The following is a 12,000-nucleotide window of genomic DNA, read 5'->3' on the forward strand; positions in this document are numbered from 1 at the left end:
GCGAAGGGTCGCCCCTTCCTGCCTGTGGGCTTAGGCAGCTGATCAGCAATCAGCTCCCACTGAGCATCAGAGAGCACCTGGAAACGTGACATGCCTCCAGGCTTCCAGCTGGTCCCTCACATATTTCTCAGACACGCCCTAATCGCACTGTGTCCAGGTCGAACTTCCGCCGGTAGCTGCCCGTTCCCAGGGTGCCGCCGGGCCCGCCGTGCAGGTACAGCGCCGGCACTCCGGCCTCGGTGCCGGACTCCTCCCAGTAGACGGTGTGGCCCCCGCCCACCGGCAGCAGCCCTGACCGTCTCACCTCTGCGGATCCCACACCTTGGAGCCTATCCCGTGGCCGGGCACCGATTGTCAGCTGGGGCGCACCGGCTGCTGGAGCTCCACTACAAACTCGTCGGTGCGGCCGGACTCGTCAGCGCGCAGGTACAGCTCCCGGCAGGGACCTGATGGTTCGAATCCGCGCGCCAGGATCTCCTCATGCAGAGCCTGCCAGCTGCGGCTGATTCCGTTGATCTCTCCCAGATGCACTGCCGCGAAGGCCTGCTCCTCGGCGGGAAGGCTGATCACCTCGAAGCCTTCCTGGGGCTCCCCGCTGTAGGCGTAGCCGATGGTGGCCTCCAGCCCGTCGTCAAGCATCGAATAGGCCGCCACCGGGGTCTCCAGGGCTCCGCGTTCTCCGCCGATGATCTCGGCGACGCTGTCGAAGGTGGGGCCGACCACTCCGCCGAGCTCCGGCTGCTCACGGACCGTCACTCTCCGGGCAGCCAGCCGAAGCGCAGGAAGGGGCTTGTGGACAATTTCAAGCGAGGGCATAGTTCTCCGCCTTTCAATGAGGTGAAGCCTCCGCTGAACATCGGCGAGCCGCGCGGCCGCGGTCCGGTACTCCTCTTCCACCTCGGCGCGACGGCGCTGCAGCACAGTGGTCAGGAATTCCGAGTCCACGCCCTCCTCCAGCAGGGAGGCGACGTCCTCGATGCCGAAGCCCAGCTGCCGCAGAGCCACAATCCGGTGCAGCCGCTGAAGCTGCTGCGGATCGTAGGACCGGTAGCCGCTGAACGGGTCGGTGTGTGCAGGCACCAGAAGGCCGACCTGGTCCCAGTACCGCAGCATGCGGTGGGTGACCTGGCCGACCTGCGCGAAGGCTCCGATAGACAGCACTGTTTCACCTCACCATATGACACTGTGTCAGGGTCAAGACTGCCACGCTCAGTCCTGCCGGCAGAGGGATTCGGCCAGCTCCACCAGGCGGTGTGCCGAATCGTCCCACCGGTAGTCCTGGCTCCGGGCTCGCGCAGCAGCCGAGGCGCGCTCGAACACGGCGGGACTCTCCAGGGCGCGCACGGCCGCGGCAAAGGCCTGAGCTTCATCGGCCCCTGCATCATCCTGCGGCACCACCTGCACACCGCGGTCAGTCACAGCTGAGCCGGCGACTTCTCGGAAGATCGGCAGATCGGAGACCACCGCCGGGGTGCCGTGGCTCATCGCCTCGATCACCGGCAGGCCGTAGCCCTCGGCCCGGGAGAGCGTCACCAGCGCCGTCGCCCGCCGCAGCAGCTGCTGATAGACCTCCTCACTGACACCGCTGTGCCAGATCAGCTGCCCCGGCCGGTCCGCGAGCGCGCTCAGCTGCGCCCGCCTGGCCGGAGCCACCGGGGAGCACAGGTGCAGCCGGTACTCGGGCAGCCTATTGAGTCCGGCGATGACGGCTTCGACGTTCTTGTACTCCATGAACGAGCCCATATACACCAGCTCCTTGGCCGGCTGCCGGTCCGCCGGCCGGGGTTCGGCAACCTCCTGGGGCGCGTTGGGCACCAGATGCACCGGCCGGCGGGTGAGCCGGTGGGCCGCAATCAGTTCAGCGGTGGTCTGCGAGACCGTGGCCACCGCGTCAGCCCGGTCCAGGGTGAGCCGCTGCGGCAGATAGCTGAGGTGATAGAGCCTCCATCCCAGCCGGACCGGCGCCGGAAGGTCCCGCGGCGGAGTGGGGTGCTGATAGTAGATGAGGTCGTGCAGAGTGAGAATCAGCGGGTAGTTCCGCCCCAGGCTGCCCATGGTCTGCATCGGTGAGAAGACGACGTCGGGCCGGTGGGGATTGATCTGCCGGGCCACGAACGGTTCGGCCGGACCGGTGGGTGAGGTCAGCTTCAGCCACGGAAGGTCGGGCAGCATTCTCAGCTGTGCCTCGTCGGAGATGAGCATGGTGACCTCGGCCAGCGGCGCCGCAGCAGCCACCAGAGATGCGGTGTAGCGGGATATCCCGTCGTGGACGCGGGTGCGCACATACCGGCAGTCGATGAACAGCCTCATGGCACCAAGTGTGGCACCATTGCAGCGATCCGCCTGCCCGAGGTGCGACGATGGAGGGGATGACGACCACCGCGCCGACCGGCACAGCCCGCGAGTACTGGACCGAGGCCGCCTTCACCGGGCGTCTTCGGCAGGTGCCGGTCCCGCGCCCAGGGCCGGACGAGGTGCTCATTGAGACGCTGGCCTCAGGAATCTCTCCGGGCACCGAGTCCCTGGTCCACCGCGGCGAGGTCCCCAGCGAGGTGGCTGAGCTGATGCGTGCTCCGCACCAGCTGGGCCAGCTTCCCTTCCCGGTCTCCCACGGCTATCTGAACGTCGGCACAGTGCGGGAGGGTCCGCCGGAGCTTCAGGACCGGCGAGTGTTCACTCTGACGGGGCACCGGTCGCATGTGGTGGTGCCGGCCGAGGCCTGCCACCTGCTGGCCGAGGAGATCCCCACCGAGCGGGCGCTGCTGGCCGGCGTCGCGGAGGTTGGTCTCAACGCCGTGTGGGAGGCTCAGGTCACCCTCGGGGACCGGGTGGCGGTGGTGGGCGCGGGACTCATCGGGCTGGTCACCGGCCTGCTGGTCTCACGGGTCTCCCCCGCCAGGATTCAGCTGGTCGACGTCGACCCCTCGCGCCGGCAGGCTGCTGAGCAGCTCGGGCTGGATGCGGTGCCCCCGGAGCAGACTGAGGGTGATCACGACGTCGTCTTCCACACCTCCTCCAGTGAGGCTGGTCTGGCCACGGCGCTGCGGATCACCGGCGACGACGGCCAGCTGGTGGAGATGTCCTGGTTCGGCTCCCGGGCGCCGCGCGTACCGCTGGGCGAAGATTTTCATGCCCGCCGGCTGCGGGTGGTCGCCGCTCAGGTCGGCGAGGTCGCGGCCCCAAAGCGGCTGCGCCGCACCAGGGCCCAACGGCTGGGGACGGCTCTGGGGCTGCTCGATGAGCGCTTCGACCTGCTGGTGACCGGCTCCTCTCCGCTGGAGAGACTGCCTGAGGTGATGAACGATCTGGCCAGCGGCGCCGAATGGACCCGCCAGCAGCTGCTGCATGTGGTGACCTACCAAGGAGAGGACTCATGATCGAGAAGACCCCTGTGTTCCGGCTCAGCGTGGATGACCACGTGATGATCGCCCACTCCCTGCCCGGCGAATTCTTCGGCCCGGCTCAGAAGCTGCACGGTGCCACCTTGGCCGTGACCGCAACATTTGAGCGCAGCGGACTGGATGAGCACGGTGTGGTGATGGACATCGGGCTGGCCCACCAGCTGCTGGGTGCCGCGCTGGAGCCGCTGCAGTACCAGAATCTGGATGAGCATCCGGACTTCGTGGAGAAGATCTCCACCACTGAGGTGATCTGCCAGCACATTGCGCTGCGGCTGGGCGAGGCTCTGCCCTGCGACCACGGTCTGAACGCGATTGAGGTCGCCGCGGAGGAGAACCCGCGGGCGCGGGCGAGCGTGCGGCTGGATCTGCAGTGAGTCCGTCTGCTCGCCCGGCCGGCGTCGCTGAGGCCTGAAGGGGCAGTGTGAGCGGAATTCTGTGGGTAGAGCCGGAGCTCGGCGCGGTCAGCGGGGGCCTGCGCTATAACCAGCAGGTCCGCTCGGCGCTGCAGCGGCGGGGAGTCGAGGCCGCGGCACTGAGCTTGCCGGTGGAGGCGTTCGACTCTGGTTCTGGGGAGCAGACGGTGCGGGCAGAACGCCGGCGGCTGGGTGCTGAGCTGGTGGTGCTCGACGGCCTGATCGGCTCGGCCCACCCGCAGCTGTTCGCCGGGGAGGATCCGGCCGCCGACGTGCTGCTGGTCCATCTCCCCGCTGCGCTGGCCCAGGGGCTGCCGGAGAATGCGGCCGCCGCCCAGCGGGAGACCCAGGCCGCACAGGCGGCCAAACATGTGGTCACGGTCAGCTCCTGGGGAGCGGAGCAGCTGCGCCGGCACAGCCCGGGGCTGCAGGTGCATGTGGCTCCGCCGGGGGTGGAGCCTGCCCCGGAGGCTGCAGGGCTGGAGGCCGGGCGAGGGGCGAGCACGGCCAGTGCCGGTGCCCGCCGCCGGGCTTCGCCGGACACGGGGGTCACCTTCGCCTGCGTTGCGGCGCTGAATCCGCTGAAGAATCAGGCTCTGCTGGGGGCGGCCCTGGAGCCGCTGCTGGACTCTGCGTGGCGGCTGATCTTGGCCGGACCGGGCGCTGAAACCCCATTCGGCGCTCACACTCTGGCCGAACTGCGACGGCGGCTCCCGGGGCGAGTGGAGCATCGCGGGGAGCTCACCCCGCAGCAGGTGAGCCGAATCTGGGGCGAGACTGATGTGCTGGTTCTGCCGTCCCTGGTGGAGACCTACGGCATGGTGGTCGCTGAGGCCTGCGCCCACGGGGTTCCGGCGGTGGTGGCTTCCGGCACCGGGGCGGTGGAGGCAGCCGGAGACGCCGGTGCGGCCTGCGACCCGCGGGATCCGGCCCAGTGGACTGCTGCGCTGCGTGATCTGCTCAGCTCGCCGCGGTCGCTGTGCCGGCTGCAGCAGCGGGCGCTGGACCGCCGAGACTTACTGCCGTCCTGGGACGCGGCGGCGGAGGTGTTCCTGGGGCTCCGATAGGATGGACCAGCGTGCCGAACGGCGCTCACCGGGGTTAGCTCAGTTGGTCAGAGCAGAGGACTCATAATCCTTTGGTCGTGGGTTCAAGTCCCACACCCCGGACCAGATTCATTCCTGTGTGCGGAAACGTTTCCCATCCCAGAGGCGTCTTGTGCGCACTCAATGACCTCTTGTTTTCTAAGAAGACACCCCTAGAATGAGGAAATCACTCGCCCCATAACAATATATGAGGGGACACCATGGTCGAGCACCCATATTCGCCGCCTCCCCAGCCTTCGCCGGCCTCCAAGCCCACTGCCTGGGAGCGGTTCAAACGATGACCCCTGATCGCCCGCGTAGGAACCATCGGCTACGGAGCGCTTATTGCACTCTTCGGACTCTTCATCGTTATCGGCATTGTTCTGGTGGCTACAGATCCAGACGGGGCCGAGCAGCGCACTGCTGAGCGCGAGGCTGCCGCGCAGCAGGAGGAAGAGGACGCCGAAGCAGAACGCCGGGCAGAGGAGGAGCGCGAAGCCGAGGCCGAACGCGAGGCCGAAGAGCAGCAGAGCGAAGAGGAGCTCACAGCCGAAGACGAAGCCGAACAGCAAACCCGTGAGGAAGAGCGTGAGGCCGAGCAGCAGCGACAGAGCGACGAGGAAGCCGCCGATGAGTCGGAGGAGGTCACTGAAGACACGACTGGTGAGGAGAGCTCAGCGCAGCGTCACGCGCGTCGTTCTGCGGAGTCCTACCTCCAGTTCAGCGGATTTTCTCGCTCCTGCCTGATTGAGCAGCTGGAATTCGAAGGCTTCAGCACTCAGGACGCAACCTACGCGGTGGACGCGCTCGACACGGATTGGAGCCAGCAGGCTGTCCGGTCAGCAGAGTCGTACCTGGACTACACAGCGTTCTCCCGTCCAGGACTGATCGAACAGCTCGAGTTTGAGGGCTTCAGCACAGAAGACGCCACCTTCGCCGTGGACACAATCGAGGTCGACTGGAACGAACAAGCCGTGAAATCAGCTGAGTCATACCTGGATTACACGTCCTTCTCCCAACAGGGTCTGATCGATCAGCTCATCTTCGAAGGGTTTACTCCCGAGCAGGCTCAGCACGGGGTGCAGGAAGCGTACTGAACGGAACGGGTGGGACAGTCGTCCCCTCCCGCAGGGGTCCGGCCGGCTATCGTCCCGCCCGGACGGGCGGGTTATTCGTCGGCTCCGTAGTAGAGCCGCTCGTAGGCCGCCATGGTTCTGCCGATGGCGTGCTGGTTCGCCTTCTCCCGGCTGGCCTCACCCATCGCCTCCCGCTCGGCGGCGGTGGCGGAGAAGACCATGTTCAGCTTCTGGGCCAGGTCCTCAGGGTTGTTCGGCTCAAAGAGGTAGCCGTTTTTTCCGACATCCACCAGGTGTGGCAGCGCCAGCGCGTCGGCCAGCACCACCGGCTTACCGGCGCTCATCGCCTCCAGTGAGACCAGCGACTGCAGTTCGGCGGTGCCGGGCTGGCAGAATACGTCGGCGGCGATGTATGCCTCGCGCAGCTCGTCGTCGTCGACATGGCCGCGCATGGTGATCCGCTCCTGCAGCCCCAACTGCACAATCTGCTCGCGCAGCCGATCGCGCTGCTCGCCGTCGCCGAGTATCTCTGCACAGATGCCCAGCTCCGGATCCGTTTTGGCCACCGCCTCGATGAGCACGTCCACGTTCTTCTCCACCGCCAGCCGGCCCACGAACAGCACAGTGGGGCGGCGCCTGTGGGGCACCTCCTCCCCCGGGCGCGGGGAGTAGTAGTCGACGTCGATCCCGTTGGACAGCGGCAGCACGTGGTCGAAACCAGCCCGCTCCTTCATGGTCTCAGCGGCCAGCGGGGTGGGAGTGGTCACCACCGCGGCCTTGCTCATCAGCCGGCCCATGTCCCGCCAGGAGTTCCGCGAGACGATGTCCTTGAACCACTGCGGGAACGGCAGGAACGGGTCCAGGTTCTCCGGCATGAAGTGGTTGGTGGCCACCAGGCGCACCCGCTGGCGCTCGGCGGCGAGAATCGCAGCTTTGCCGATCATGTAGTGGCACTGCACATGCACCACATCCGGTTCCAGGCGGCGCACCAGCCGGCGCATCGCCGGCTCCACCATCCAGGGCAGGCACAGCCGGTAGTACTCGTGGGTGGGAGCTTTGAAGGAGCGGAACCGGTGGATCGTCGCCTCATGGCGGTGCTCCACGGTGTCCGGGCCCGGTCCGGGGCGCGCGGCAGCGATGTGGACCTCGTGCCCGCGGGCTGTCATGTGCTTGGCCAGCCGGTAGCCGAAGACGGCGGCCCCGTTGACGTCGGGCGGATAGGTGTCTGCGGCGATGAGAATGCGTAGCGGACGATCAGCGCTCAAGGCACCTGGTACCTCGTGGTCGGGGGTTCGGGGGCGGCCGCGTGCGCCGGCGCCCAGGACTTGCGGTCCCACGGGCTGATGCCGGCAGTGCGCAGCCTGCGGAACTTGGCGTGAGCCTGCAGCAGGTAGTCAGCCGAGGCCACAATATGCATCACGGCCCCAGCCATCAGCAGCGATTCGGCCACCAGCGGGAACAGGCCGCCCCACCAGGAGGAGAACTCCTCCAGCCGGGCCAGCAGCATCAGCGGCAGACCGATCATCAGGCAGGCGCTGCGCACCTTGCCCATCACCGAGACCCGCAGGTGGGGATTGCCGGCGAAGAGCACAGCGGCGTTGATGAACAGGACCACATCCGGGATCAGGATCGCCCAGACCAGCCAGTCCGGGGCGATGCCGAAGTGCACCAGGGTCAGGGCCACGATGACTACGGCCAGACGGTCAGCCAGGGGGTCCAGCCACCGCCCCACGGTGCTCAGCTGGTTGAAGTACCGGGCGATGAACCCGTCGATCCAGTCGGTTGCGCCCAGGGCGACCAGCACCCAGAACGCCGGCAGATAGCGCGACTCGCTGACCAGCAGGACAAAGACCGGCACCAGGAGGAACCGCAGGACCGTCACCACATTGGGCACGGTCCAGAAGGTTCTCCTGACGGTGTACTCGAAACCCTCACGGGTCCCGGCACCAATGATTCTCACAGAACTAGTCTATTTCTTGGTCAGCTCGCGCAGAAACACCCCAGCGGCGGCAGCGGATCCGGCGGCTACGCTCAGCGGCTTCCAGCGAGCGGCGAAGTACTCCTTGGAGCCGGGCCGGTTCTGAGCCTGCGCGGCGTCCTGTTCAGCCGCCGCCTGTGCGGCTGCCGGGCCTGCCGGGGCCGGCTGGGGCGGAACCCCTGCGGCGGTCTTCGGGGCTGCGGACTTCTTCTTCGGCAGCCGGGAGGCGATCTGGTCCTGCAGCCCGGCGATGTGGTCGCGGCGCAGCGCGGTGCGGCGCAGCAGCTCGGTGTAGGTGGGCTTCTCCGGTTCGCCCGCGCCCGGTGTCTTGGCGTCCCGCTTCTTCTGCTCGGCCTCGCGGCGCTTGGCCTCCTCCTTGGCGCGCCGACGCTCAGCATCCGCACGGTCCAGCGAGGCCGGGTCGAAGCGGGAGCCCTCCCGGGCCACACCCAGGTCCAGGCGGAACCCCCGGATAGCGTCCTCCGGGACCAGAGGCATGGCGCGCTTGAGCTTGAGCAGCCCGATCAGTGCGAAGATCAGCGCGATCAGCAGGAAGGCGCCGGCGACGATCAGCGCGGCGGCCCAGAGTTCGAAGATCAGGTGCAGCGCGGCGATGGCGGCCACGATCAGCGCCACCACCAGGAAGGTCAGGAACACCACGCCGACCACCATGAGAGCGGCAGCCACTCCGGCGGCCACTCCCTTGGCCTTCATCTGAGAGATCGCCAGGGTGATTTCGTCGTTGATCTGTTTGGGACCCAGCCGGAGAAGGACTTTGACGACGTCGAACAACGACGTTTTCGAGGCCGTCCTCGGGGTGTGCTGCTGCGCCAAGACAGCGCCTCCATCCTGAAGTCTGAACGCGTACGGTCAGGCACCAAACTATCACTGCTGAGCTGGGAGAGGACTTAGAATGACCACATGCCCGGCCACTACGATCTCGACGAACTCTACGCGAACACGTATACCGAAGAGGATCGTCAGGCATTTGAGAATCAGCCGGTTTCGGAGAAGAAGTTTCTCATCGCGTGGGCGCTGGCTCTTTTCGGCGGCCCGATCGGCTCCCAGCGGTACTACCTGGGCTACTATCCCACTGCCGTGGTGAAGACCGGGCTGTTCTGCGCAGGGCTGCTGCTGGCCTGGGCGGGGCTGCTCACTGTGGGGCTGGCGCTGATCGGTGTGGTCGGGGCCTGGACGATCATTGATCTGTTCCTGCTGATCTCCGGGTCCATGCGCGACAAACAGGACCGGAGACTGGAGGGCTTCACCCGCTATGCCGGCGTCTGTGCGGCGATCACCGTGTTCACCCTGGCCGCACTGCTGCTGGTGGCCCTGGTGGTGAGCACCAGCACCGGCGTCAGGGGCGCCTGAGAGTAACCGGCCGGGTCTGCTGGGCCTGCGGGACGGTCTGGACCGCTGGGCTGGGGCGTGACCCTCGGACGCTGACTCAGGCGTTCATGGGCGGCTCATTCCGGGTCGATACGTCCGATGGGGGTCCGCTTCTCGGCCTGGAATTGGTCCTCCTGCCGCCCGTAGGCCCAATAGGCGGAGAGGGACATGCCCTTGCGCGGCAGCCCTCGCTGGTCCACCAGAAGCCGACGGATCTGCTTCATCTGCTCCCGCTCCCCGTGGATGAACACCTGCACATCGCCTGCCGGGATCTGCACCTCGGCAAGGCTGGCTGCCAGCCTGGTGGAATCCGGGGTGAAGTCAGCCTCCCGGTGCAGCCAGACCACCTCCACCCCCTCGGGCGCTGCGAGCGGCTGCCGCTCCTGGGCGTCCCGAACCTCGATGATCGCTATACCTTCAGCCTCAGGGCTCATCCCTTCCAGCGCGGAGGCGATGGCCGGCAGTGCCGACTCGTCGCCGGCGACGAGATGAAAGTCAGCCTCTGGGCGCGGGGCGTAGCCGGCGCCGGGCCCGAAGAAGCTGATCAGGTCCCCTGGTTTCGCCTGGGCGGCCCACGGTCCGGCGATGCCTTCGGCACCATGGACCACGAAGTCCACCCAGATCTCGCGGCGCTGGTGGTTGATATGGCGGATGGTGTAGGTGCGGGTCACCGGCATCTGCTCCGGCGTCAGGCGCTCACGCAGCGACTCCATGTCATAGGGGCGGGTGAGCCCCAGTGCTGGGTCGGCGAACAGCAGCTTGATGTACTGGTCGGTCTCGGAGCGGAACTCGATGCGGTCGAATCCCTCTCCGCCGAGCACTACGCGGGCCATATGCGGGGTGAGCTGCTCGGTGCGCACCACCTGAAGCACATGCTCAGTGCGGGGGCGACGAGGACGGCCAGCCGGGGCAGAGTTCGCGGTGTGCGCCATAGAACCACCCTACAAGGTAGGCAGGCCTAAGCTTCACTCCCCTATCAAGGTGATGCTGGTATGACGAATTTCTGGGCGCCAGGCGTCGCGCGACTGACCCTCCGAAAAACTTGAGCGCCTTCGACTCAGGTTTGGAAATAGTCTGCGAGCCGCCGTCGTTGTTGTGTGATGACAGCGGCAGCCACGCTGTCCCCACAACTCCATGACGGTAGTTGCAGGTGATGAGTTCCCTTCATGAAAGGAGCTGATTGCTGATGATCAACCCCACTCTGACTCGCCTGGATCCGTTCCAGCTGATCGACGACGTCTTCCGGCAGGTCCGGGCGCCGATGCTCAACGATGACCGGCGCACCGCAGGGTTCGTTCCCGCCGTGGACGCCCACCGCGACGGCGAGGACCTGGTGGCCGCCGTCGATCTTCCCGGCATTGACCCGGAGAACGACGTGTCCGTGGAGCTCTCCAACAGCGGGCGCACCCTGACCATCTCCGGCGAGCGCAAGCTCCGCCACGAGGCCGAGGGTATGCGCGAAGTCCGCTACGGAAGCTTCTCGCGCACTATGAATCTGCCGGAGGAAGTCAGCCAGGATGCGATCTCTGCCGAGTACGACGCCGGCGTGCTGACCGTGCGGGTCAAGGGCGTCTACGCCCAGGAGCAGCCGCAGAAGATCCGGATCACCTCCGGGTCCGGTTCGCAGCGGGTCGGCACATCCAGCGAGGAGAAGAAGGAGATCAACGCCTGATCATCCGGCGTCTGCCAGGCCGTCCCGGCACCGGGGCGGCCTTTCTTCTGCATGCCGGGTCGGGATCTGCGCAGGGTGGCTGGAGCGGAACGTCAAGGCCCGGGATAGTTCACCGCAGCGGGCCGGACCCGCTGTGGTCATGGGCCGGCGGTCTCCAGGCCTGCAGCTGGCTGATCAGCTGATCCGGGTCTGCGGCGGTGACCAGCGCATCGCGCCTCCAGTCGGCGATGAATCCTTCAGCCACCTGATGGTCGATCATGGCCAGCAGGGGGTCCCAGAAACCTTCGGGACTGTAGAGCGCCACCGGCTTGGCGTGGATCCCCAGGTACTGCCACGTCCACACCTCAAAGAGCTCCTCCAGGGTGCCCATACCTCCGGGCAGGGCGACGAAGGCGTCACCCAGCTGCGCCATGCGAGCTTTGCGGGCGTGCATATCGGGGACGACTTCCAGGTCAGTGAGTCCCTCATGCGCCACCTCGCGCTCGACCAGCACCTCAGGGATGACCCCGATCACCTCACCGCCAGCTTCCAGGGCTGAGTCGGCGATCGTGCCCATCAGGCCGACTCGACCTCCGCCGTAGACCACGGCGATCCCGGCCTCTGCGAGCGCGGCGCCCAGTCTGCGCGTCGCCTCCCGGTGCACCTGGTTCCGTCCTGAGGCTCCTCCGGTGAATACAGTGAGTCGGCGCAGTTCAGTCACGGAACAATTCTATGGATTGCGCGCGGGATGGTCCTGGTGGGCCGCGCACCGGGGCCGATGGCACGGATTTCGCGTGCGCGGGGTGGTCCTGCTAAGATTTATTGGTCGCAATCCTCCGTAGCTCAATGGCAGAGCACTCGACTGTTAATCGAGTGGTTGCTGGTTCGAGTCCAGCCGGGGGAGCTGAGAAGAATCACCAGGGGAGCCTCCACCGTCATCGGTGGGGGCTTCTCCTGTTTCCAGCCACTCGACGGGAACGCGAGTCTGCCATGCCCAGGCGATGAGC

The 12,000-nt window shown here is 66.8% G+C and carries 14 protein-coding genes, 2 tRNA genes and 1 pseudogene; 8 read left to right on the forward strand and 9 right to left on the reverse strand.

Annotated elements, in window-relative coordinates:
* The 4 genes and pseudogenes from Q1K09_RS12315 to Q1K09_RS12330 form a co-directional block, all read right to left on the reverse strand.
* Positions 1 to 92, reverse strand: a pseudogene (locus tag Q1K09_RS12315) (IS5/IS1182 family transposase); the annotation flags it as partial.
* Between the two features lie 35 nt (positions 93 to 127).
* Positions 128 to 304 carry a hypothetical protein gene (locus Q1K09_RS12320; RefSeq protein WP_300345738.1) on the reverse strand — a complete coding sequence of 59 codons (177 nt, stop codon included), beginning with the start codon at positions 302 to 304 and terminating at the stop codon, positions 128 to 130.
* Positions 305 to 354: 50 nt separating this feature from the next.
* Positions 355 to 1,161 carry a MerR family transcriptional regulator gene (locus Q1K09_RS12325; RefSeq protein WP_300345740.1) on the reverse strand — a complete coding sequence of 269 codons (807 nt, stop codon included), beginning with the start codon at positions 1,159 to 1,161 and terminating at the stop codon, positions 355 to 357.
* A gap of 48 nt (positions 1,162 to 1,209) precedes the next feature.
* The gene (locus Q1K09_RS12330) at positions 1,210 to 2,310 is read right to left on the reverse strand and encodes a glycosyltransferase (protein WP_300345742.1); all 1,101 of its coding nucleotides are present in this window, start codon (positions 2,308 to 2,310) and stop codon (positions 1,210 to 1,212) included.
* Between the two features lie 59 nt (positions 2,311 to 2,369).
* On the opposite strand from Q1K09_RS12330, the gene Q1K09_RS12335 reads away from it, so the two are divergent.
* The 5 genes from Q1K09_RS12335 to Q1K09_RS12355 all read left to right on the forward strand — a co-directional run bounded on the left by Q1K09_RS12335 (position 2,370) and on the right by Q1K09_RS12355 (position 5,996).
* Positions 2,370 to 3,377, forward strand: coding sequence for a dehydrogenase (locus Q1K09_RS12335; protein ID WP_300345745.1), 1,008 nt, complete (start codon positions 2,370 to 2,372; stop codon positions 3,375 to 3,377).
* On the forward strand, positions 3,374 to 3,775 hold the full coding sequence (locus Q1K09_RS12340) for a 6-carboxytetrahydropterin synthase (protein ID WP_300345747.1): 402 nt from the start codon (positions 3,374 to 3,376) through the stop codon (positions 3,773 to 3,775). The genes Q1K09_RS12335 and Q1K09_RS12340 overlap by 4 nt, the downstream gene beginning before the upstream one ends.
* A gap of 47 nt (positions 3,776 to 3,822) precedes the next feature.
* Entirely contained in the window at positions 3,823 to 4,881 is a 1,059-nt protein-coding gene (locus tag Q1K09_RS12345; protein ID WP_300345749.1) for a glycosyltransferase family 4 protein, read from the forward strand.
* 28 nt (positions 4,882 to 4,909) lie between these two features.
* Positions 4,910 to 4,986, forward strand: a tRNA-Ile gene (locus tag Q1K09_RS12350).
* 299 nt (positions 4,987 to 5,285) lie between these two features.
* The gene (locus tag Q1K09_RS12355; protein WP_300345751.1) at positions 5,286 to 5,996 is read left to right on the forward strand and encodes an Ltp family lipoprotein; all 711 of its coding nucleotides are present in this window, start codon (positions 5,286 to 5,288) and stop codon (positions 5,994 to 5,996) included.
* A 71-nt stretch (positions 5,997 to 6,067) separates the two neighbouring features.
* On the opposite strand, the gene Q1K09_RS12360 is transcribed toward Q1K09_RS12355, so the two are convergent.
* The 3 genes from Q1K09_RS12360 to Q1K09_RS12370 are packed head-to-tail and all read right to left on the reverse strand — an operon-like array spanning position 6,068 to position 8,787.
* On the reverse strand, positions 6,068 to 7,240 hold the full coding sequence (locus Q1K09_RS12360; RefSeq protein ID WP_300345753.1) for a glycosyltransferase: 1,173 nt from the start codon (positions 7,238 to 7,240) through the stop codon (positions 6,068 to 6,070).
* Positions 7,237 to 7,935: a CDP-alcohol phosphatidyltransferase family protein gene (locus tag Q1K09_RS12365; RefSeq protein ID WP_300345754.1), complete on the reverse strand. Its 699-nt coding sequence runs from the start codon at positions 7,933 to 7,935 to the stop codon at positions 7,237 to 7,239. The genes Q1K09_RS12360 and Q1K09_RS12365 overlap by 4 nt, the downstream gene beginning before the upstream one ends.
* Positions 7,936 to 7,944: 9 nt before the next feature.
* Positions 7,945 to 8,787 carry a phage holin family protein gene (locus Q1K09_RS12370; RefSeq protein WP_300345756.1) on the reverse strand — a complete coding sequence of 281 codons (843 nt, stop codon included), beginning with the start codon at positions 8,785 to 8,787 and terminating at the stop codon, positions 7,945 to 7,947.
* A gap of 87 nt (positions 8,788 to 8,874) precedes the next feature.
* Here Q1K09_RS12370 and Q1K09_RS12375 point away from each other — a divergent pair, with 87 nt between their 5' ends.
* A complete protein-coding gene (locus tag Q1K09_RS12375) occupies positions 8,875 to 9,324 on the forward strand; it encodes a TM2 domain-containing protein (RefSeq protein WP_300345758.1) in 450 nt (149 codons plus the stop codon).
* Positions 9,325 to 9,419: 95 nt separating this feature from the next.
* Here Q1K09_RS12375 and Q1K09_RS12380 read toward each other — a convergent pair whose 3' ends face one another.
* On the reverse strand, positions 9,420 to 10,274 hold the full coding sequence (locus Q1K09_RS12380; protein WP_300345760.1) for a siderophore-interacting protein: 855 nt from the start codon (positions 10,272 to 10,274) through the stop codon (positions 9,420 to 9,422).
* Positions 10,275 to 10,528: 254 nt separating this feature from the next.
* Between Q1K09_RS12380 and Q1K09_RS12385 the strand changes: the two genes are divergently transcribed.
* Positions 10,529 to 11,014: an Hsp20/alpha crystallin family protein gene (locus tag Q1K09_RS12385; RefSeq protein WP_300345762.1), complete on the forward strand. Its 486-nt coding sequence runs from the start codon at positions 10,529 to 10,531 to the stop codon at positions 11,012 to 11,014.
* A gap of 109 nt (positions 11,015 to 11,123) precedes the next feature.
* On the opposite strand, the gene Q1K09_RS12390 is transcribed toward Q1K09_RS12385, so the two are convergent.
* Positions 11,124 to 11,714, reverse strand: a complete 591-nt coding sequence (locus tag Q1K09_RS12390; protein ID WP_300345764.1) for a TIGR00730 family Rossman fold protein — start codon at positions 11,712 to 11,714, stop codon at positions 11,124 to 11,126.
* Positions 11,715 to 11,825: 111 nt separating this feature from the next.
* On the opposite strand from Q1K09_RS12390, the gene Q1K09_RS12395 reads away from it, so the two are divergent.
* Positions 11,826 to 11,897 (forward strand) — tRNA-Asn (locus Q1K09_RS12395).
* Positions 11,898 to 12,000 lie beyond the last annotated feature (103 nt).

The sequence above is a fragment of the Nesterenkonia sp. genome, assembly GCF_029265375.1.
Classification (GTDB): domain Bacteria; phylum Actinomycetota; class Actinomycetes; order Actinomycetales; family Micrococcaceae; genus Nesterenkonia.

Bases quoted from the DNA above. Each gene is read 5' to 3' on its own strand.
- Q1K09_RS12330 (WP_300345742.1), bottom strand. From the start codon at position 2,310: ATGAGGCTGTTCATCGACTGCCGGTATGTGCGCACCCGCGTCCACGAC.
- Q1K09_RS12335 (WP_300345745.1), top strand. From the start codon at position 2,370: ATGACGACCACCGCGCCGACCGGCACAGCCCGCGAGTACTGGACCGAG.
- Q1K09_RS12340 (WP_300345747.1), top strand. From the start codon at position 3,374: ATGATCGAGAAGACCCCTGTGTTCCGGCTCAGCGTGGATGACCACGTG.
- Q1K09_RS12375 (WP_300345758.1), top strand. From the start codon at position 8,875: ATGCCCGGCCACTACGATCTCGACGAACTCTACGCGAACACGTATACC.
- Q1K09_RS12380 (WP_300345760.1), bottom strand. From the start codon at position 10,274: ATGGCGCACACCGCGAACTCTGCCCCGGCTGGCCGTCCTCGTCGCCCC.
- Q1K09_RS12385 (WP_300345762.1), top strand. From the start codon at position 10,529: ATGATCAACCCCACTCTGACTCGCCTGGATCCGTTCCAGCTGATCGAC.